Genomic DNA, 18879 nt, shown 5'->3' with positions numbered 1-18879 from the left:
CCGGACCCTGTCATGACCAAGATCCTGGTGACCGGCGGCGCCAAGGGCGTTGGCGCCGCGATCGTGCGCGCGCTCGCCGCAGCGGGGCATGATGTCGATTTCACCTTCCGCACCTCCGCCGACCAGGCGCAGGCGCTGGCCGCGGAGATCGCAGCCGCCCATCCCGGCCGCGCCGTCCGCGCCCTGCCCCTCGACCTCTCCGACAAGGCCGCGCTCGACGCCTTCTGCGAGGCACGCGAGGGCGAGAGCTATTTCGGCCTCGTCCACAATGCCGGCCAGCCCTATGATTCGCTCGCCGCGATGATCGACCAGGACCGGGCCGAAGCCGCGATGCAGGTCAATTTCTGGGCCTTCACCCGCCTCGCCAAGAGCCTAATGCGCGCCATGATCCGCGCCCGCGCCGGCCGGATCGTCGCCATCGGCTCGGTCGCGGCGTTGCGCGGCAATGCCGGCAACGCCGCCTATGCCGCCTCGAAAGGCGCGCTGATCTCCTATGCCAGGACGCTCGCCATTGAGACCGGCAAGCGCGGCGTCACCGTCAACGTGATCGCGCCGGGCTTCGTCGACACCGACATGATGGCGCCCTATGCCGCCTATCGCGACAAGATGCAGGCGCAGATCCCGGCCGGCCGCTTCGCGAAGCCGGAGGAGGTGGCCGGGCTCGCCGCCTTCCTGATGAGCGAGCCCGCCGCCTATGTCAGCGGCACCGTGCTGCCGATCGACGGCGGGTTGACGGCGCAGCTCGGCGTGCATCGCTGAATCGACCGAGAACGCCCTTTGTGGTACGGTTCACTCCGAACCGGAGTGAACCGACATGACGGCAGCCTTCACCATCCGCCTCGACGACGAGATGCTCGCCAAGCTCGACGCGCTCGCCGCCGATACCGACCGCTCGCGGAATTGGATCGCGGCGAAGGCGATCCAGGATTATGTCGAGCTGAACGCCTGGCAGATCCAGCGGATCAGGGAGGGCATCGCCGAAGCGGATCGCGGCGCGTTCGCGACGGACGAGGAGGTCGAGGCGGTATTCAATAAATACAGGGCCTTGACCGAGTGAAGCTGATCTGGACGAAGCGCGCGCTGCGTGAGCTCGATCAGGTATTCGCGTTCGTCGCGAGGGAAAGCCGGCCTGCAGCAGCGGCGCTCGTCGATCTGCTCGAGAAGCGATCCGCCATGCTCACAAGCCACCCGGACATCGGTCGACCGGGCAGGAATGACGGGACCCGCGAGTTCGTCCTGACTGGAACGCCCTACATCCTGCCCTACCGTGTCCGCGACGGCCGCGTCGAAATCCTCGCTGTTTTCCATACCTCCCGGCAATGGCCGGACAAGCTCTGAAAGAATGCGAATCCTCATGCGTTCCCTCCAGCTCCATGGCGACCGTGACCTCCGTCTCGAGGAGATCGAGCCGCCGCCGCCGCCCGCTCCGGGCGAGGTGCAGATCCGTATCAAGGCTGTCGGGCTCAACTATCTCGACCTCTGGGGCTTTCGCGGCATGGCCTTCGCCAAGCGAAAGATGCCGCAGGCGGCGGGCGTCGAGGCCGCGGGCGAGATCGTCTGCGTCGGCGAGGGTGTGACCGGCTTCGCTTCCGGCGACGTCGTCACCGCCTATGGCGCTGACACCTGCGGCCAGTGCAAGGCCTGCCGCGATGGCCGCGACAATCTCTGCGAGAACGTCGCCGGCATCATGGGCTTCCATATCGACGGCTTCGCCCGCGAATTGCTGAACCGCCCGGCCCGCCTGACCATCAAGGCGCCGAAAGGCGTCTCCTTCGAGGACGCCGCCTGCGCGCCGATCGGCTTCGGCACCGTCCAGCACATGCTGTTCGACAATGCGAAGCTGGAGCCCGGCGAATCCGTGCTCGTCCATGCCGGCGGCTCGGGCATCGGCACCGCCGCGATCCTGATGGCCAAGGCGATCGGCTGCACGGTCTACACGACCGTCGGCGACGACGAGAAGGGGGCGAAGGCCAGGGCGCTCGGCGCCGACCACGTCATCAACTATCGCGAGGACCGCTTCGAGGGCGTGGTGCGCAAGCTCACCGGCCGCAAGGGCGTCGATGTCGTGTTCGAGCATGTCGGGGCCGACACCTGGAACGGCTCGCTGCTCTGCCTGAAGCGGGGCGGCCGGCTCGTCACCTGCGGCGCGACCTCCGGCCCCTCGGCCACGATCAACCTGATGCAGCTCTTCCAGCAGCAATACCGCATCACCGGCTCCTTCGGCTGCCGCATCGAAAACATCGCCCAGTCGCTGGAGAAGATGGCCGGCGGCATGAAGCCGGTGATCGATTCGGTCTTCCCGCTCGCCGAATTCGAGAAGGGCCTGGCCCGCATCGAAGGCCGCCAGGTCTTCGGCAAGGTCGTCATCGCCTTCTGAGCAGGCGGTCCCGCGCCGGCGCAAGACTTGACGCGGGCGCATTCCTGCCCCAGATCGCCCGTTTCAGGCCCGGTCTTGCTCTCGGCACGGGCGATTGAGGCTGGACCGACCTTGAGACGATTGAAGGCAATCGCCGCGCGCGCGGGCGCGGCGGCGATGATCAGCGTGATCCGCATGCTGTTCGCGGGCTTGCGCCTGCTGGGTCCCGCGCGTTCCAGCGATCTCGGCGGCTGGCTGCTCAAAACCGCAAGCCCGCTGATCCCGGTCAACCGCGTCGCGCTCGCCAATATCCGCGCCGCCTTTCCCGAGAAGGGCGAGGCCGAAGTCAGGCGCATCGCCCGCGCCGCCTGGGAGAATCTCGGCCGCACCGCCGCCGAATACGCCCATCTCAAGACGCTGTTCGATTACGACTACCATAATCCAGGCGCCGATTCCCGCGTCGAGGTGACGGGCATCGAGCACTTCATCGCGCTCAAGGACGACGGCAGGCCCGGGCTGATCTTCTCGGCCCATCTCGCCAACTGGGAGCTGCCGGCGATCTGCGCCGCCGCCTACGACCTCGAGACCACCGCCGTCTTCCGGGCCCCCAACGACCCGGCGATCGCGGCGGTCGTCCACGAGATCCGCTCCGGCGCCATGGGCGGGCTGGCCGCAGCGAAGCAGGGCGCCGCCTTCGCCATGCAGGGGGTGCTGGAGAAGGGCGGCCATCTCGGCATGCTGATCGACCAGCATTTCACCCGCGGCGTCGTGGTCCCCTTCATGGGCCGCCCGGCCCTGACCAACCCGATCATGGGCAAGTTCGCCCGCCGTTTCGAATGCCCGGTGCACGGCGTGCGCGTCATCCGCCTGCCCGATCATCGCTTCCGGCTGGAGCTGACGCCGCCGCTCGACCTGCCGCGCGATGCGAACGGCGAGATCGACGTCCAGGGCGCCATGGCGATGATGACGGCGGTCGTCGAGGGCTGGGTGCGTGAATATCCCGAGCAATGGCTCTGGATGCACCGGCGCTGGCGGCCGAAGATGATATCGGCGGCCGCGCTGGCGAAATCCGATCACGGCCGCGCGACGGCGCCTGTTTTCAAGGCAACGTGATTTCCAAATGCCGGCAAGGGGGGGTTTGGTAACCTCGCTAAAAGGAGTTCTCCGCAGAGTTCGATGATGGTCCCCGGCAAGCGCCTCCTCGCTGTGACGATCGCGGCCCTGTCGTTCGGGGTCGCCGCCGGTCATGCCCAGACGCCCGGCAAGCAGCCGCGGGCGCTGCTCGAGCTCTTCACCAGCCAGGGCTGCTCGTCCTGCCCGCCGGCCGACGCGCTAGTGGTCGAGCTCGCCAAGGACCCCGACCTGATCGCGCTGACTCTGCCGGTGACCTACTGGGACTATCTCGGCTGGAAGGACACGCTCGGCAAGGATTCCTTCGCCAAGCGCCAGAAATTCTATGCCAAGGCCCGCGGCGACGGGCAGGTCTACACCCCGCAGCTCGTCGTCAACGGCGCCGGTCATCTGGTCGGTTCCGACAAGAGCGAGGTCGAGAAGACGATCCGCCACGTCGCGCCGGGCGGCTTCCCGGTGCGGGTCGGCCTGCGGGAGGAGAACGGCAATCTCGAGATCAGGCTTGCCCCTGCCGGCGAGGCGGCGCAGCACCCCGCCGGCGTCTGGGTGCTGCCGACGACGCATCTCGCCTCCGTGCCGGTCACGCGCGGCGAGAACCAGGGCAAGACCCTGTCCTATGCCAATGTGGTGCGCGGCATGGTCCGCGTCGGCGACTGGGACGGCAAGGAAACCACCATCACGGCCCCGCTCAGCGCCACCCGGGCGCCCGAGGCGGACGGCTATGTGGTCGTCGTCCAGGCCGAGCAGCCCGGGAAATACGGGATGATGCCGGGCCCCATCCTCGGCGCCGCGCGCGGCAGGGCGACGCCCTGAGCGGCGCGGGCGGGTCGCCTCAGAGCAGGATCACCTTGTTCGACAATTCGTCGACGTCGTCCGGCACCGGCGGGACATGCCGCGCCAGCACGGCACCGACCGCGTCGACCGCCGCGATCAGCCCCACCGTCAGCCTGTCCTCCCGCGCCGCCGCCAGCAGCGGCTCGATGATGTCGTTCCAGGTCTTCTGCTCGACCAGCCCGTCGATGCCGGTGTCGACCAGGATCTCCGCATAGCGCTCCTGCAGCGCGACATAGAGCAGCACGCCGGTGCGCCCTCGGGTCCGCGTCAGCCCGCGCGCCGTGAACTCGCGCAGGGCCGCGTCATGGGCCCGGCGCCGCTTGACGAAGCCCGGCACGAAACGGCCGCCGCGCCCGCGCCAGAGCAGGGCCCCGAGCAGGACGACGGCACAGAAGAGCTGGATCATGAAGATGCGCTGGGCGCTCAGCGCGCTGAGCGAGATGAACGGCCAGGGCACCAGCAGGGCCAGCGCCAGCGCCATCACCACCGGCACGTTGCGATAGCTCGATGCCGCCCGGTCGATGACGACGACGATCTCGCCGGCCGTGCCGGTCTCGGCGCGCCGCACCGCTTCGGCGATCGCCTCCCTGTCCGCGGCATCCATCACCAGTCTCCCGAAGCCCCGCCGCCGCCCGACGAGCCGCCGCCCCCCGAAAAGCCGCCGCCGGAAAAGCCGCCCCCGCCGGAGCCCCAGCCGCCTCCCCCCCAGCCGGAGCCGGAACCCCAGCCGGAACTGCTCGGCGGCAGCACGATCCAGCGGCCGTCGCGCGTCCGGTGCCGGCGCACGCCGCTGCCCTGCTGGTTGAGGCCGCGCAGGAAGGCGACGATGAAGAAGAAGATCAGCACCATCGCGATGAAGACCGCGATGTCCTCCGCCGGCGAGCTCTCGTCGGAGCGGACCTTGGCCCGGCGCTGCCATTCCTCGGCGTCGCCCGCCAGGATGGTCAGGATCGCATCGACCCCGGCCTCGATCCCGCCGGCGAAATCGCCCGCCTTGAACTTCGGCGCGATCGCCGTGGTGATGATGACCTTGGAGAGCGCGTCGGTGAGCGCGCCTTCGAGGCCGTAGCCGACCTCGATGCGCACCTTGCGCTCGTTCGGCGCCACCAGCAGCAGGACGCCGTTGTTCTTCGCCTTCTGCCCGATCTGCCAGTGCCGGAACAGGCCGTTGGCGAAATCCTCGACGGTCAGCCCCTGCAGCGAGGGCACCGTCGCGACCACGACCTGGTCCGAGGTCTTGTCCTCATGCGCCTTGAGCTTGTCGGCGATGCGCTGCCGCGCCTCCGGCGCGATGATGTTGGCGTCGTCGACGACGCGCCCGGTCAGGGCGGGAAAGGTCGGGTCGGCGGCGAAGGCCGGCGCGATGCAGAAGAGCAGGCCGAGGAGCAGGACAATGCTCCAGCCCCGCCTGGCGCCGCGCGCGACGGCCCCCTTCCGCACCGCTCCCGCCCGGTCCGTCACAACCTCAGAACTTCACGCTCGGCGCCTTGTCGGCGCCGGCCGTCGCGGTGAAGGTCTCCATCGGCTTGGCGCCCCAGAACAGCTTGGCCCAGATCACGCCCGGGAAGGTGCGGATCTCGGTGTTGTAGTCCTGCACCGCCTGGATATAGTCGCGCCGCGCCACGGCGACCCGGTTCTCCGTGCCCTCGAGCTGGGACTGCAGCGCCAGGAAGTTCTGGTTCGACTTCAGCTCGGGATAGCGCTCCACCGTGACCAGAAGCCGCCCGAGCGCCCCCGTGAGCTGGTTCTGCGCGTCCTGATATTCCTTGAACTTGGCCGGATCGCTGATGGTCGAGGCGTCGACCTTGACCTGCGTCGCCTTGGCGCGGGCCTCGATCACGGCCGTCAGCACGTCCTTCTCCTGCGCCGCATAGCCCTTCACCGTCTCGACGAGGTTGGGGATCAGGTCGGACCGCCGCTGATACTGGTTCTGGACCTCGGACCACGCCGCCTTCGCCTTCTCTTCGAGCGTCGGCACGTTGTTGTAGCCGCAGCCGGCGAGCGCGAGGCCGATGAGGCCGAGCATGAGCCAGGCCAGCGGGCGGCGTAGCTGGGCGGAGAACGTCATGCCGAAAACCCCTTTTGGCACGGTTGCGTGGCTGTTCGATTCGCGACTTTACCTGTCGCGCCGCACTGGACCAAGCTGTCAGGCCACAAGGAATGGCCTATTCTGTGGCGAATATCGTCGCGGAGGCCCTGCATGCGCTTTTTCCCGCTCGCCCTGCTGCCGGCGGCGCTCCTCGCCGCCCAGGCCGCGCTCGCCCAGCCGCTCGCCCCCGCTCCGGAGGCCGCGACCGGCAGGATCGCCAAGACCGAGGCGACGGCGCAGCGTTTCATGGCCGCGACCGCCAACCCGCTCGCCGCGGCGGCGGGCCGCGCGATTCTGCGCGCCGGCGGCAGCGCGACCGATGCCGCCATCGCCATCCAGCTCGTGCTCAATCTCGTCGAGCCGCAGAGCTCCGGCATCGGCGGCGGCGCCTTCCTCGTGCATTGGGACGAGACCGCCGGAAAGGTGACGACGCTCGACGGGCGCGAGACGGCGCCCGCCGCCGCCAGGCCGGACCGCTTCATCAGGGACGGCCGGCCGATGCCCTTCCACGAGGCCGTGATCGGCGGCCGCTCGGTCGGCGTGCCGGGAACGCTGAAGCTGCTCGAGGAGGCCCATCGCCGCTGGGGGAGATTGCCCTGGGCCGATCTGGTGGCGCCCGCGCTCGGCCTGGCCGAGGATGGCTTCGCCGTCTCGCCGCGCCTCAACGGCCTGCTGGCCGGCGACAGGGACCTGCCGAAGAACCCGCGCGCCGCCGCCCTCTTCTACGAGGCGGACGGGCGGGCCAAGGCCGTCGGCACCCTGCTGAAGAATCCGGCTTTCGCCGGGACCTTGCGCGCCATCGCCGCACAGGGCGCCGACGCGCTCTACAAAGGCCCGATCGCCGAGGACATCGTCGCCACCGTGGCGGAGCATCCGGGCAATCCCGGCGACATCACGCTCGACGACCTCGCCGCCTACAGGGTCGAGGAGCGCGCGCCGGTCTGCGGCGGCTACCGCGTCTGGCGGCTCTGCGGCATGGGTCCGCCGAGCTCGGGCGCCGTCGCCGTCCAGCAGATGCTCGGCATGCTCGAATCCGTCGATCTCAGGCGGATGGGGCCGGGGCCGGAAGCCGCCCACTGGTTCAGCGAGGCCGGCCGCCTCGCCTTCGCCGATCGCAACCTCTATCTCGCCGACCCGGCCTTCATCGCCGTGCCGGTGCGCGGCCTGCTCGACCGCGACTATATCCGCTCCCGCGCCGCGCTGATCGACCCCGGGCGCTCGATGGGCAAGGCGCAGGCCGGCGATCCGCCGCATCGGCGGGCCGGGCTGCTCGCCCCTTCGGACAGCGTCGAGCACGGCACCAGCCATATCTCGGTCGTCGACGCGCAAGGCAACGCCGTGGCGATGACGACGACGATCGAAGGCGGCTTCGGCTCGCATCTGATGACCAAGGCCGGCTTCCTGCTCAACAACGAGCTGACCGACTTCGACTTCGCGCCGGAGGCGGACGGCAAGCCGGTCGCCAATCGCGTCGAGCCCGGCAAGCGCCCGCGCTCCTCCATGGCGCCGACGCTCGTCTTCGACGCCTTCGGCCGGCTCCATGCCGTCGTCGGTTCGCCGGGCGGCAGCCAGATCATCGAATTCGTCGCCAAGACGCTGGTCGCCCTGCTCGACTGGCGCATGGACCCGCAGCAGGCCGCGGATTTCGGCAATTTCGGCAGCCGCAACGGCCCGACCGAGCTGGAGGCGGGCACGGAGGCGGAAGCCTGGAAGCCGGCGCTCGAGGCGAAGGGCCACAAGGTCCGGCTGATGGAGATGACCTCAGGCACGCAGGTCATCGTCAAGACCCCGGAAGGTTTCCTCGGCGGCGCCGACGGACGGCGCGAGGGCGTGGCGATCGGGGATTGAGGCCGACGGCCTCCCGACCCGCCCGTGTCAGGCCCGCGGCCGCTCGCCGCCGGCCTCGCGTCCGGCGATCAGCCAGTAGACGAAGCCCGTCGCCGCGCCGACCAGGAACAGCCCCGAGATGATCTGTAGTTCGGCCGGGCTCGGCGCCCGCGCCAGGCGCAGCATGGCCAGCGGCAACAGCGCCGCGAGCAGGCCGGTGAGCCCGCTTTGGACCAAGCCGCTGCGCAGCCGGAACAGCTCCGAGCCGATGGCGACCAGCAGGACCGGCGCCACGACGATGGCGAGGCCGAGCCGCGCGACCAGAGCGAGCGCGGCCTGCGCCGCCGGCGTCGGATCGATGCCGCTCTCGGCGAGGCCGAAGACGATGTCGAAAAGCCGCTCGATGCCGCCGCCGATCAGCAGCGCCACCGCCGGCGAGGCGACGCTCGCCGCGGTCAGGAAGAACAGCCCCGCCCCCATGGCGACGAGGCAGGCGAAGGGGATGAGCAGCAGCCAGCGCAACGCCAAATGGCTCACTCCGCCGCGACGGCCGGCACGGCCGCGGTCTCTTCCTGCTCCAGCATCAGCCGGGCGCGGGCGGAGAGCTTCTCCGTCTCGCTCTTGAGCTGCCCGCAGGCGGCGAGGATGTCGCGCCCGCGCGGCGTGCGCACCGGCGAGGCGTAGCCGGCGCGGAAGACGATCTCCGAGAAGCGCTCGATCCGCTCCCAGTCCGAGCATTCGTATTTCGTGCCGGGCCAGGGATTGAACGGGATCAGGTTGATCTTGGCCGGGATGCCCTTGAGCAGCCGCACCAGCTCGCGCGCCTCGGCGTCGGAATCGTTCACGCCCTTGAGCATGACGTATTCGAAGGTGATGCGCTTCGCGTTCGACAGGCCGGGATAGGTCCGGCAGGCCTCGAGCAGCTCCCCGATCGGGTATTTCTTGTTGAGCGGCACCAGCTCGTTGCGCAGCTCGTCGCGCACCGCGTGCAGCGAGATCGCCAGCATCGTGCCCATCTCCTCGCCGAGCGGGCCGATCTGCGGCACCACGCCCGAGGTCGAGACGGTGATCCGGCGCCGGCCGAGCGAGAGGCCCTGGTCGTCGGAGATCACCGCGATGGCGTCGCGCACCCCGTCGAAATTGTAGAGCGGCTCGCCCATGCCCATGAAGACGATGTTCGAGACGAAGCGGCCGCCGTCATTCGGGACGAAAGCCCCGTCCGGCGCCTTGCGGTTCGGGAAATCGCCGAGGCGGTCGCGCGCGACCATCATCTGCGCGACGATCTCCTCGGTCTTGAGGTTGCGCACCAGGCGCTGCGTGCCGGTGTGGCAGAAGGTGCAGTTGAGCGTGCAGCCGACCTGGCTGGAGACGCAGAGCGTGCCGCGGTCGACCTCGGGGATATAGACGCATTCGATCTCGGCGCCGCGATCATGCGGCCCGGTCGCGGGCATGCGCATCAGCCATTTGCGCGTGCCGTCGGTCGAGACCTGCTCGGCCGTGACCTCGGGCAGGTCGAGCGAGAAGCGCGCGGCGAGCGCGCCGCGCAGCCCCTTGCCGATCGTCGTCATCGCGTCGAAATCGCGCACGCCGTAATGGTAGATCCAGTTCCAGAGCTGGCCGACGCGCATGCGCCGCTCCTTCTCGGGCACGCCGGTCTCGGCCAGCGCCTCGGCCAGGCCGGCGCGGGTGCGCCCGACCAGCGAGGGGCGCCGCAAAGCGGGAGCGGCCGCGGGGACGGCAGTTTCGGAAACGGAGACGGTCATCGGGGCTCTGGCTTCGGCGGGCCGCTCTCGGCCCGGATTTGCCGGCCTCATAGCATGAAAACGCGGATGACGAAATCGCGGCGCGCCCCTCGCCGGAACAGCCTTGGCCGGCGGGGCGTGACGCGGCTCGCGATCCCGGCCCTACTTGCAGGCGTCCTCGGCCCGCTTCACCGCCTGGGTCATGCCCGAGAGCGAATATTTGTCGCTGGTCGGGTTGCCGCGCTTCGAGGTGGCCTTGATCTCCAGCTCGGCGCCGCGGCGCAGCGAATCGAGCATGCGCGGCTCCTCGGCCGGGTTCTTCAGCCACATGTTCTTGCCCTTGGCGACCAGGGCGAAGCGCTCATTGCCGATCACCGCCTGATGCTCGACGCCTTCCTTGACGTCGAAATTCATCACGAAGCTGATCTCGTTGCGGACGCCTTCGCCCGGCCGGTTGGAAACGAAGAGCAGGCCCTCGACATCCTTCAGATTGGCCGGCGAACGGCTCTCGGCCTTGGAGAGGGCATAGCAGACCTTGGAGCGGCCCTGCTGCGACGAGAAGGCCTGCCATTTGCCGGCGGTCTCCAGCAGCATCGCCTGGCCCTGGCCGGCGCCCGCCGCAGCGGCGGCCGCTGCCGGCTTCGGCTTGGCGGGCGCGGCCTGCGCCGACAGCGCCGCCAGGCCCAGGAGTCCGGCCGTCAGGCCGAGCGCGGCAACGCGGCGAAAGGGAGCGACGTCGCGGAAGGAAAGGAAGGAGCTGATCATGGACCGCCATCAGTCACTAAAAATCTTAATACCGCGTTTACCACCTGTTGACGGTCGACCGCGCGGGACGGCGGCATAGAGTGTCACGATCCTGGCGAAAATGCGAATGGGACTGCGGCGCCGCCGCGCCCCGCCGGGCATTCCCGGCGGAGCATGGGATTCCCGTCAGGGAGGCGCCCGCCGCCAGGCGACGGACGCCGGCCCGGGACTTCCGCGAGGGGCATTCCGCGCGCGAACGTCCGCGCGCGATCAGAGGCCGGCCAGCGCCGCCTTGGCGCGCTCGCGATGCTCGGGCTTGATCGAGCCGGCGACGGCTGCGATCGCCGCCGCGATCACCGCCGCATCGTCCGAGAAGCCGATCAGCGGCATGATGTCCGGGATCGCGTCGGTCGGCAGCACGAAATAGCCGAGCGCCGCGAGCAGCGTCAGCCGGACGCGCCGCGGCGTCCCGGGATCGCGCGCGCAGAACCATGCCGCCAGCAGATCCTCGGCAAAGGGGATATGCTTCGCGACGCGCTTGAGGCGGGCCATGAAATCGGCTCCGAACCTGGTCTCGTCGCGCAGGCTCTTGCGGATCGCCTCCATCTCCTCGCGGCTGAAGCGGGCGCTGAACCCCTGGCTCATTCCTGTCTTGCTCCTCTCGCGTCGAACGACGCGCATGATCGCGCGCCTCATCCGGGCGCGCCATGTCGAAAGATGGCCCCGCCGCAATCCTGCACAAGAGGGCAGGCCGAAAACCCGCTTGGAGCGGGGGCGCGCGCCCTCTAAACCGGATCCACGATCCAGACGTCAGGGAAACGCGCCATGAAACTCGATTCCTCCCTCGCAGCCGTGGTCACCGGCGGCGCCTCCGGCCTCGGCGAGGCGACGGCGCGCATGCTCGCGGGCCAGGGCGTCAAGGTCGCGCTGCTCGACCTCAACGCCGAGCGCGGCGAGGCCATCGCGCGGGAGATCGGCGGGGTCTTCTGCCCCTGCGACGTCACCAGCGAGGCCTCGGTCGACGAGGCGCTGGCCAAGGCCCGCGCCGCCCATGGCGTCGCCCGCATCGTCGTCAACTGCGCCGGCATCGCGCCGGGGCGCCGCGTCGTCTCGAAGAAGCGCGATACCGGCGAGCTGATCGCGCATGATCTGGCGACCTTCGAGAAGGCGGTCGCGATCAACCTCACCGGCACCTTCCGCGTCATCGCCAAATCGGCGGTGGCGCTGGCCGGGCTGGAGCCGGTCACCGCCGATGGCGGGCGCGGTGTCATCATCTGCACGGCTTCGGTCGCCGCCGAGGACGGGCAGATCGGCCAGGCCGCCTACTCCGCCTCCAAGGCCGGCGTCGCCGGCATGACGCTGCCGATCGCGCGCGATCTGGCCCAGCTCGGCATCCGCATCGTCACCATCCTGCCCGGCCTGTTCGAGACGCCGATGTTCGCCGGCCTGGCCGAGGAGGCCAAGGCCTCGCTCGCCGTCTCGGTGCCGCATCCCTCGCGCCTCGGCCGGCCGGACGAATATGCCGCGCTCGCCCGCAGCATCATCGAGAACGACATGCTCAACGGCGCCACGATCCGCCTGGACGGGGCGATCCGCCTGGCGCCCAAGTAAGACCGTCATCGCGGGCCCCGGGATCTTGCCTTCGGCAAGCCCGAGGACAGGCTCCAAGAAGCAATCCAGGGGGCCGGGTCGAACCGTCCAGCCCTGGCACCCCTGGATCGCATCGTGTCCGATGCGCCTCGCAACGACGGCTTCAGACGATTCGAAAAACCGCGCAGGCGCTGCGGTCCCGGTAGAGGTCCACCCGCTCGCCGTTCCAGTGGTAGTCGAGATGCCGGCCCTGCATCGGGCGGCTGGCGAGGTCGGGATAGAACAGCCCGGCGCAGTCCCCGCCGGCGCAGCGCACGCTCGGATAGGCCAGGCCCTGCGCGCCGGCGGCGCGAAGGCGCGCGCCGAGCTGCTGGCTGCCGGCATAGTCGACCGGATCGAGGACCTCCGCCGCCTCCTGCCCCAGCCCGCGCAGATCGTGCAGCGCGGCGTCGATATCGAGCAGGATCTCGCGGAACTGCGAGGTCCAGCCCGCCGGCTGGGCCGTCGCCCGCATGAAGCGTCCGTGATGATGCACCGTTTCCAGCAGCGCCACCTCGAAGCGGTCGCCGGCATAGAGCACCCCGAAGCGGCCGTCGCTGAAGCGGCTCGGCCGGTCGGGGCTGACATGGGTGAAGGGCGCCATCAGCCAGCTCGCGCCCGGCCCGGACACGCGCCTTTCGGGCGGGACGAGGTCGAGATTGCCGATCGTCTCCATCAGCCGCGGATTGGTCTTCTGCTCCGCCGCGATCAGCAGCGGCCAGTCGGCCGGATCGGCGATGTCCTCGAACAGGTCAATCGGCGGAAAGACGCTGCGGATGATCCGCACCGCCCCGCGCCATTCGATTTCCGCGACCGGCAGCGCGGTCGGATCGATCACCAGGCGCTCCGCTCGGCGTCGAGCAGGCGGCGCACCCGCATCAGATCGGTGAGTTCGCCGCCGAGCATGACGTCCAGCGCCGACCGGCCGCCGAGATCCGCATTGGGACGCCTGATCCAGTCATAGCCGCGCTGCGGCTCGGTGAAGATCAGCCGGAGCGCCTTGTGAATGCCCATCAGATTGGAGAGCCGGGCCTTGCCGTCGCGCGAGATGCGCCCGATGCCGCCGGCCTTCCAGCGCGCATAGGTCCGGGCCGGCAGGTCGATCAGCACCGCCGCCTCCTCGTCGGTGAGCCGCCAGAGTCGGAACAGGTTGACCGCGGCGCGAAACATCGCGGCCGCCTCGTCGTCGCCGATCGGGTCCGGGACGAAATCGCGCTGGGAAGTCTCGATGCGCAGCAGGGCGGTCATGGCGCTCTCCATTTGGCATAAGATGGAGATAGTCTTGCCAAATGGCAAGAGGAAGCGTCTTGCCGCTATTCTTCGATCTTCGCCGGCTTGATCTCGTGCTTCAGGATCAGGGGCGTCTGCGCCAGGGCGAAGACCATGGTCAGCGGCATCACGCCCCAGACCTTGAAGGCGACCCAGAAATCCTGGGTCTGCGTGCGCCAGACCACCTCGTTCAGCGCCGCCAGCACGAAGAAAAACACGCCCCAGCGGAAGGTGAGCTTGCGCCAGCCCTCCGCGTCGAGCTGCAGCACCGTCTCCAGCACCAGCGAGAGCAGCGAGCGCCCGAACACCAGCCCGCCGAGCAGCACGCAGCCGAACAGCGTGTTCACGATGGTCGGCTTGACCTTGATGAAGAAGGCGTCGTCCAGCGCCAGCGTCAGCCCGCCGAAGACGGTGACGACGATGGCGTTCACGATCGCCATGCGCGGCAGATAGCCCATCAGCGCGCGCGACAGCGCCAGCGCCACCAGCGAGGCGACGATGAAGATGCCGGTCGCGACGAAGATGCGCCGGTCTTCGGCGACATGGAACAGCCGGTCGCCATAGGAATTCGCGAAGAAGAAGATCGCGAGCGGCCCGAATTCCAAGGCGAGCTTGAGCAGCGGGCTGACCGGCCTGCGCTTGGCCGCCTCGGCCGGAATCCGTCGTGTCGTCTCGCTTGCGCCGTCGCTCACGCCGCTTCTCCCGAACCTGCGTCCAGACCGGCCACGGCGCGGGCGAAATCGCGCGCCGAGAACGGCTCCAGATCCTCGACGCCCTCGCCGACGCCGATGAAATGCACCGGCAGGCCGAACTGCGCCGCCAGCGCCACCAGAATGCCGCCGCGCGCCGTGCCGTCGAGCTTGGTCATGACGAGCCCGGTGACGCCCGCCGTCTCGCGGAAGGCCTCGACCTGGCTGATCGCGTTCTGGCCGACGGTGGCGTCGAGCACGAGCAGCGCCGCATGCGGCGCGTCGGCATCCTGCTTGCGGATGACGCGCACGACCTTGGCGAGCTCGTCCATCAGCCCCTGCTTGTTCTGCAGCCGCCCCGCGGTGTCGACCAGCAGCACGTTGGTACGGCTCGCTCTGGCCTTCTGCAGCGCCTCGAAGGCGAGGCCGGCCGCATCCGCCCCCTGCTGGCCGAAGACGACCTCGGCTCCGGTGCGCTCGCCCCAGACCCGCAATTGCTCGATCGCCGCGGCGCGGAAGGTGTCGCCCGCCGCCAGCATCACCGACTTGCCCTCGGCGCGGAATTTCGCGGCGAGCTTGCCGATCGTGGTGGTCTTGCCCGAGCCATTGACGCCGACCATCAGGATGACGAACGGCTTTTTCGTGGCGTCGATGGCGAGCGGATGGGCGACCGGCGTCAGGATCGCCGCGACCTCGCGCGCCAGGATCGCCTTCACCTCCGCGGGGTCGATCTGCTTGTCGTAGCGACCTTCGCCCACCGCCTTGGCGATGCGCGCCGCGGTGGCGAGGCCGAGATCGGCCTGGATCAGGATGTCCTCCAGATCCTCCAGCGTGCCGGCATCGAGCTTGCGCTTGGTGAAGAGGTCGGTGATGCCGGTCGTCAGCGCCGAGGAGGTGCGCGACAGCCCCTCCGTCAACCGCCGCCACCAGCTCCGCTTCGGCTGCGGGGCAGGCACGGTCGCGGCAGGTTGAACAACGACGGGCTCAGGCTGTGGAATCGGAACGGGTACAGGCGCCGGCTCGGGCCCGGCCGGCGGCGGCATGCTTTCGGCCGGGGCCGCAGGCGAGACCGGGGCAGGCGCCTCGACATGCGGCGTTTCCGCTTCGGCGACGTCCGCAGCCGCCGTTTCCGCGGCTTCGGGCTTGGTTTCTGCAAGCGGCGCCGGCGCCGGCTCGACCGCCGGGGCCGGCTCCGGCCTGGCCTGCTCGTCCTCGCGCCCGAACAGCCTCGAGAAGAAGCCGCGCTTTTTCGGTTCGGTCTCGCTCATCACATCCCGTCTTCGGTTCGGCAGGCATCTTCGGAGCCTGCCGGGCCGGTTTCCCCCGGAAGCCCCTCCGCGCAGGCGGCTGGCGCCTCTGCGGGGGAACGGGCCTCCGGCCTCTCATTCGCCTCTGCGCGAATTCTTCCCGTCCGACCGTTCCGGCCCGACGGAAAGCGCGCTATCGCAATGCCATGGCACAGCCGGACCGACCAGAGAATTCGCAAGCATCGGGGCAAATCGACGCCGCTCTGCCGGTGCCGCTGCTCTATCGCGACGCCATGATGCTCGTCATCGACAAGCCGGCCGGGCTGCCCGTCCATCACGGCCCCCCGGCGAGGCGGCGCGAGATGGCGGTGCTGACGGACCATCTCGACGCGCTGCGCTTCGGCCTGCCGCGCCGGCCGGAAGCCGCGCACCGCCTCGACAAGGACACCTCCGGCTGCCTGATCCTCGGCCGGCACCCGCGGGCGATGGCCGAGCTCAACCGGATGTTTCGCGACGGCCGCATCGGCAAGAGCTATTGGGCGATCGTGCAGGGCGGCCCCGCCGGGGATGAAGGGCTGATCGACCTGCCGCTGGCGCGCCGCTCGCCCGAGCGGGGCTGGTGGATGAAGGTCGATCCCGCCGGCCTGCCGTCGCAGACGCGCTACCGCGTGCTGGGGCGCGGCCGGACCGTGCACGGGCCGGTCGCCTGGCTCGCCCTGGAGCCGCTGACCGGGCGCACGCACCAGCTACGGGTGCATTGCCAGGCTTCCGGCTGGCCGATGCTGGGCGACGAGATCTATGGCGAGGCGCCCCGCGACGGCGGGCCCGGCCTCCAGCTCCATGCCCGCGCGGTCACCGTGCCGCTCTACCGCAAGCGCGAGCCGATCCATGTCGAGGCGCCGCCGCCGCCGCATATGCTCGCGGCGCTGAGGGCTTGCGGGTGGAGCGGCTAGGGCATCGGCCCGAAAAGTGGAACGCGGTTTTCGGGAAAAGCCGATGCAAAATCAGAGACCTAGAGCATAGGACCGAATACGATATTCAGCCCGATACTCTAGGTGTTCGATCCCGGATCTGCGCGACGGCGTCGCTTGTCCGGGATGACGGCTTCGTGAATCGGCGTCAGCTCCCCAGCGCGTCGATCGCCCGCGCCAGCTTGACGTCGAGCTCCGTCAATCCCCCGGCATCATGGGTCGCCAGCGTCACATCCACCGTCCGGTAGGCGTTCGACCATTCGGGATGGTGGTTCATCGCCTCGGCCAGCAGCGCCACCCGGCTCATCCAGCCGAAAGCCTCGCTGAAATCGCGGAAGACGAAGCGCTTGCCGATCGCCTCGCGGCCGGGGACGAGCTTCCAGCCGGTCAGGGTCGCCAGCGCTTCCGCCCGGGCCTCCGGGCTGAGCCGTTTCGGTCTCGTCATCGCCGCAGGACCTCCCTCGGCAGGCGATTGGGATAGGAGGGTCCCAGCGGATAGGCGGCCTCCAGCACATAGGGGCCGCCGCCGGTCGAATCGCGCGACGACATCAGCGCGACGCGGCGCGCCGTGAAGGAGATCGGCCGCACGATCGGATGCAAGCTGAGGAAATGGGCGAGCTCGACCGGCGTCGTGTCGCGCAAACGCGCCAGCGTGACATGCGGCACGAATTTGCGCCCTTCCGCCGGCATGCCGAGCCGGCGCATCTGCCGTTCGACATCGGCCTGCAACTCGGTCAGGGCCCGGCTCGGCGCCACCCGTGCGAACAGGGCGCGGGGCTTGTCGCCGCCGAAGGAGCCGAGCGCGTCGAGCGTCACCTCGAAGGGATAGGCGCCGAGATCGGACAGCATATGGTCGACATCGTTCGCCATGCGCCGGTCGACATCGCCGAGGAAGCGCAGCGTGACATGGTAGTCGGAAGGATCGATCCAGCGCGCGCCCGACAGGCCACCGCGGTGCAGCGTCAGCTCGGTCGCGACATCGGCGGGGATTTCCAGAGCGATGAACAGCCTCGGCATGATGCTGATTCCTGCCAAGCGATTGTGACTCTGGCGAGACGGTAGGCGCGAAGCCGGCTCAAGGGAACCGGTTTTGCACCCTTCATCGACCGCGCCGTCATCCCGGGCGAGCGGAGGGCGGCCCGGGATACACGCCGGAACGGCTCGGGCCTGGATCCCGGGTCGGCGCCGCTCACGCGGCTTACCCGGGACGGCCGAGCTGTCCGGCCCGGCTCAGGGGCAGGGATTGCCGACGAGCTGGTGGATCGCGTCGATCTGCGCCTCGATCTCCGGCGTCAGCCTGACGTCGATCGAGGCGATGTCGGTGCGAAGCTGCTCCATCGAGGTCGCGCCGATGATGTTGGCGGTAACGAAGGGGCGCGAATTGACGAAGGCGAGCGCCATCTGCGCCGGGTCGAGCCCGGCCTCGCGGGCGAGCGCGACATAGCGCCGGATCGCATCCTCGGCGCCGGCGCCTTCATAGCGCTGGCCGCGGTTGAACAGCGTCGTGCGCGCCCCGGCCGGCCGGGCCCCGTCGAGATATTTGCCGGTGAGATAGCCCTGCGCCAGCGGCGAATAGGCGAGCAGGCCGACATCCTCGCGGAGCGCGACCTCGGCCAGCGCCGTCTCGAAGGTGCGGTTCAGCAGGTTGTAGGCGTTCTGGATCGACTGCACCCGCGGCGTGCCGCGCGCTTCCGAATCGGTCACGAAACGCATCGTGCCCCAGGCGCTCTCGTTGGAGAGGCCGAGATGGCGGATCTTGCCGGCCTTCACCAGCGCGGCGAAGGCGTCGAGCTGCTCGGGAATCGCGGTCTCGTCGGCGGGCTTCTCATAGGCCGCATGGGAGAAGCGGGTCGGGTTTGAGCCCCAGGGCATCGGCCGCTCGGGGAAATGGATCTGGTAGAGGTCGATATAGTCGGTCTCGAGGCGCTGCAGGCTCTTGTCGACGGCCTCGAAGATCTGCTTGCGGGTCAGGCGCGTCGGGCTCTTGTCGTCGCGGAACCAGGTGTTGCCGCCGCGGCCGCAGACCTTGGAGGCGAGGATGATCCTGTCGCGGTTCTTCCGCGCCTTGAGCCAGGAACCGATGATCCGCTCGGTCGAGCCCTGCGTCTCCGGCCTCGGCGGGATCGAATAGAGCTCGGCGGTGTCGAAGAAATTGACGCCCTGCTCGACGGCGTAGTCCATCTGGGCATGGCCCTCGGCCTCGGTGTTCTGCTCGCCCCAGGTCATGGTTCCGAGGCAGATCACCGAGACCTTGAGATCGGTGCGGCCGAGGCGGCGATAGTCCATGGCGAAGCGACTCCGGAAACATGCCGGCGGGCGGCACGGGAAAGGGGGGAGGATTCGTCCCGCGG

General features: G+C 69.5%; 23 protein-coding genes. 9 read left to right on the top strand and 14 right to left on the bottom strand.

Annotated features, from left to right (window positions below):
* Positions 1–12: 12 nt before the first annotated feature.
* From ACWH43_RS23090 to ACWH43_RS23065, 6 genes are all read left to right on the top strand, one after another.
* Positions 13–759, top strand: a complete 747-nt coding sequence (locus tag ACWH43_RS23090; RefSeq protein WP_158445005.1) for an SDR family NAD(P)-dependent oxidoreductase — start codon at positions 13–15, stop codon at positions 757–759.
* Between the two features lie 55 nt (positions 760–814).
* Complete coding sequence (locus ACWH43_RS23085; RefSeq protein WP_158445004.1) at positions 815–1057, top strand: CopG family ribbon-helix-helix protein; 243 nt, start codon at positions 815–817, stop codon at positions 1055–1057.
* Positions 1054–1338, top strand: coding sequence for a type II toxin-antitoxin system RelE/ParE family toxin (locus ACWH43_RS23080; RefSeq protein WP_158445003.1), 285 nt, complete (start codon positions 1054–1056; stop codon positions 1336–1338). The genes ACWH43_RS23085 and ACWH43_RS23080 overlap by 4 nt, the downstream gene beginning before the upstream one ends.
* Before the next feature lie 16 nt (positions 1339–1354).
* Positions 1355–2377, top strand: a complete 1023-nt coding sequence (locus tag ACWH43_RS23075) for a zinc-binding dehydrogenase (protein ID WP_158445002.1) — start codon at positions 1355–1357, stop codon at positions 2375–2377.
* A 156-nt stretch (positions 2378–2533) separates the two neighbouring features.
* The gene (locus ACWH43_RS23070; protein WP_158445001.1) at positions 2534–3469 is read left to right on the top strand and encodes a lipid A biosynthesis lauroyl acyltransferase; all 936 of its coding nucleotides are present in this window, start codon (positions 2534–2536) and stop codon (positions 3467–3469) included.
* A gap of 66 nt (positions 3470–3535) precedes the next feature.
* Positions 3536–4300 (top strand): DUF1223 domain-containing protein, encoded by a 765-nt coding sequence (locus ACWH43_RS23065; protein ID WP_260349591.1) that lies wholly within the window; start codon positions 3536–3538, stop codon positions 4298–4300.
* Between the two features lie 19 nt (positions 4301–4319).
* On the opposite strand, the gene ACWH43_RS23060 is transcribed toward ACWH43_RS23065, so the two are convergent.
* The 3 genes from ACWH43_RS23060 to ACWH43_RS23050 are packed head-to-tail and all read right to left on the bottom strand — an operon-like array spanning position 4320 to position 6347.
* Positions 4320–4925, bottom strand: coding sequence for a TPM domain-containing protein (locus ACWH43_RS23060; RefSeq protein ID WP_158448399.1), 606 nt, complete (start codon positions 4923–4925; stop codon positions 4320–4322).
* Positions 4925–5761 (bottom strand): TPM domain-containing protein, encoded by an 837-nt coding sequence (locus ACWH43_RS23055; protein ID WP_448153651.1) that lies wholly within the window; start codon positions 5759–5761, stop codon positions 4925–4927. The genes ACWH43_RS23060 and ACWH43_RS23055 overlap by 1 nt, the downstream gene beginning before the upstream one ends.
* 25 nt (positions 5762–5786) lie before the next feature.
* Entirely contained in the window at positions 5787–6347 is a 561-nt protein-coding gene (locus tag ACWH43_RS23050) for a LemA family protein (protein ID WP_260349609.1), read from the bottom strand.
* A 174-nt stretch (positions 6348–6521) separates the two neighbouring features.
* Between ACWH43_RS23050 and ggt the strand changes: the two genes are divergently transcribed.
* Positions 6522–8258 carry a gamma-glutamyltransferase gene (gene ggt, locus ACWH43_RS23045; RefSeq protein WP_158445148.1) on the top strand — a complete coding sequence of 579 codons (1737 nt, stop codon included), beginning with the start codon at positions 6522–6524 and terminating at the stop codon, positions 8256–8258.
* Between the two features lie 27 nt (positions 8259–8285).
* Here the strand turns inward: ggt and ACWH43_RS23040 are convergent, their stop codons facing one another.
* The 4 genes from ACWH43_RS23040 to ACWH43_RS23025 all read right to left on the bottom strand — a co-directional run bounded on the left by ACWH43_RS23040 (position 8286) and on the right by ACWH43_RS23025 (position 11368).
* Positions 8286–8765 (bottom strand): hypothetical protein, encoded by a 480-nt coding sequence (locus ACWH43_RS23040; RefSeq protein WP_158445149.1) that lies wholly within the window; start codon positions 8763–8765, stop codon positions 8286–8288.
* Positions 8766–8770: 5 nt separating this feature from the next.
* Positions 8771–10051 carry a 23S rRNA (adenine(2503)-C(2))-methyltransferase RlmN gene (gene rlmN, locus ACWH43_RS23035; protein WP_158445150.1) on the bottom strand — a complete coding sequence of 427 codons (1281 nt, stop codon included), beginning with the start codon at positions 10049–10051 and terminating at the stop codon, positions 8771–8773.
* A gap of 90 nt (positions 10052–10141) precedes the next feature.
* Positions 10142–10744 (bottom strand): hypothetical protein, encoded by a 603-nt coding sequence (locus tag ACWH43_RS23030; RefSeq protein WP_260349595.1) that lies wholly within the window; start codon positions 10742–10744, stop codon positions 10142–10144.
* A 249-nt stretch (positions 10745–10993) separates the two neighbouring features.
* Positions 10994–11368, bottom strand: coding sequence for a YkvA family protein (locus ACWH43_RS23025; protein WP_158445151.1), 375 nt, complete (start codon positions 11366–11368; stop codon positions 10994–10996).
* Positions 11369–11548: 180 nt separating this feature from the next.
* Between ACWH43_RS23025 and ACWH43_RS23020 the strand changes: the two genes are divergently transcribed.
* Positions 11549–12334, top strand: coding sequence for an SDR family NAD(P)-dependent oxidoreductase (locus ACWH43_RS23020; RefSeq protein ID WP_158448362.1), 786 nt, complete (start codon positions 11549–11551; stop codon positions 12332–12334).
* A gap of 142 nt (positions 12335–12476) precedes the next feature.
* On the opposite strand, the gene ACWH43_RS23015 is transcribed toward ACWH43_RS23020, so the two are convergent.
* The 4 genes from ACWH43_RS23015 to ftsY form a co-directional block, all read right to left on the bottom strand.
* On the bottom strand, positions 12477–13190 hold the full coding sequence (locus ACWH43_RS23015) for an RES family NAD+ phosphorylase (RefSeq protein ID WP_158445153.1): 714 nt from the start codon (positions 13188–13190) through the stop codon (positions 12477–12479).
* A complete protein-coding gene (locus tag ACWH43_RS23010; protein ID WP_158445154.1) occupies positions 13187–13600 on the bottom strand; it encodes an MbcA/ParS/Xre antitoxin family protein in 414 nt (137 codons plus the stop codon). The genes ACWH43_RS23015 and ACWH43_RS23010 overlap by 4 nt, the downstream gene beginning before the upstream one ends.
* Positions 13601–13665: 65 nt before the next feature.
* Positions 13666–14313, bottom strand: coding sequence for a septation protein A (locus tag ACWH43_RS23005; protein ID WP_260349598.1), 648 nt, complete (start codon positions 14311–14313; stop codon positions 13666–13668).
* A complete protein-coding gene (gene ftsY, locus ACWH43_RS23000; RefSeq protein WP_448153650.1) occupies positions 14310–15578 on the bottom strand; it encodes a signal recognition particle-docking protein FtsY in 1269 nt (422 codons plus the stop codon). Before ftsY ends, ACWH43_RS23005 begins: the two co-directional genes overlap by 4 nt.
* Before the next feature lie 272 nt (positions 15579–15850).
* On the opposite strand from ftsY, the gene ACWH43_RS22995 reads away from it, so the two are divergent.
* The gene (locus tag ACWH43_RS22995) at positions 15851–16510 is read left to right on the top strand and encodes an RluA family pseudouridine synthase (protein WP_260349611.1); all 660 of its coding nucleotides are present in this window, start codon (positions 15851–15853) and stop codon (positions 16508–16510) included.
* Between the two features lie 166 nt (positions 16511–16676).
* Here the strand turns inward: ACWH43_RS22995 and ACWH43_RS22990 are convergent, their stop codons facing one another.
* From ACWH43_RS22990 to ACWH43_RS22980, 3 genes are all read right to left on the bottom strand, one after another.
* The gene (locus ACWH43_RS22990; RefSeq protein WP_158445157.1) at positions 16677–16973 is read right to left on the bottom strand and encodes a 4a-hydroxytetrahydrobiopterin dehydratase; all 297 of its coding nucleotides are present in this window, start codon (positions 16971–16973) and stop codon (positions 16677–16679) included.
* A complete protein-coding gene (gene thpR / locus ACWH43_RS22985; protein ID WP_158445158.1) occupies positions 16970–17545 on the bottom strand; it encodes an RNA 2',3'-cyclic phosphodiesterase in 576 nt (191 codons plus the stop codon). The genes ACWH43_RS22990 and thpR overlap by 4 nt, the downstream gene beginning before the upstream one ends.
* A gap of 213 nt (positions 17546–17758) precedes the next feature.
* Complete coding sequence (locus ACWH43_RS22980) at positions 17759–18814, bottom strand: aldo/keto reductase (protein ID WP_158445159.1); 1056 nt, start codon at positions 18812–18814, stop codon at positions 17759–17761.
* Positions 18815–18879 lie beyond the last annotated feature (65 nt).

The organism is Allobosea minatitlanensis (assembly GCF_964020775.1).
The sequence above is the reverse complement of the archived record's forward strand: the minus strand, read 5'-3'. Positions and strand labels throughout refer to the sequence as shown.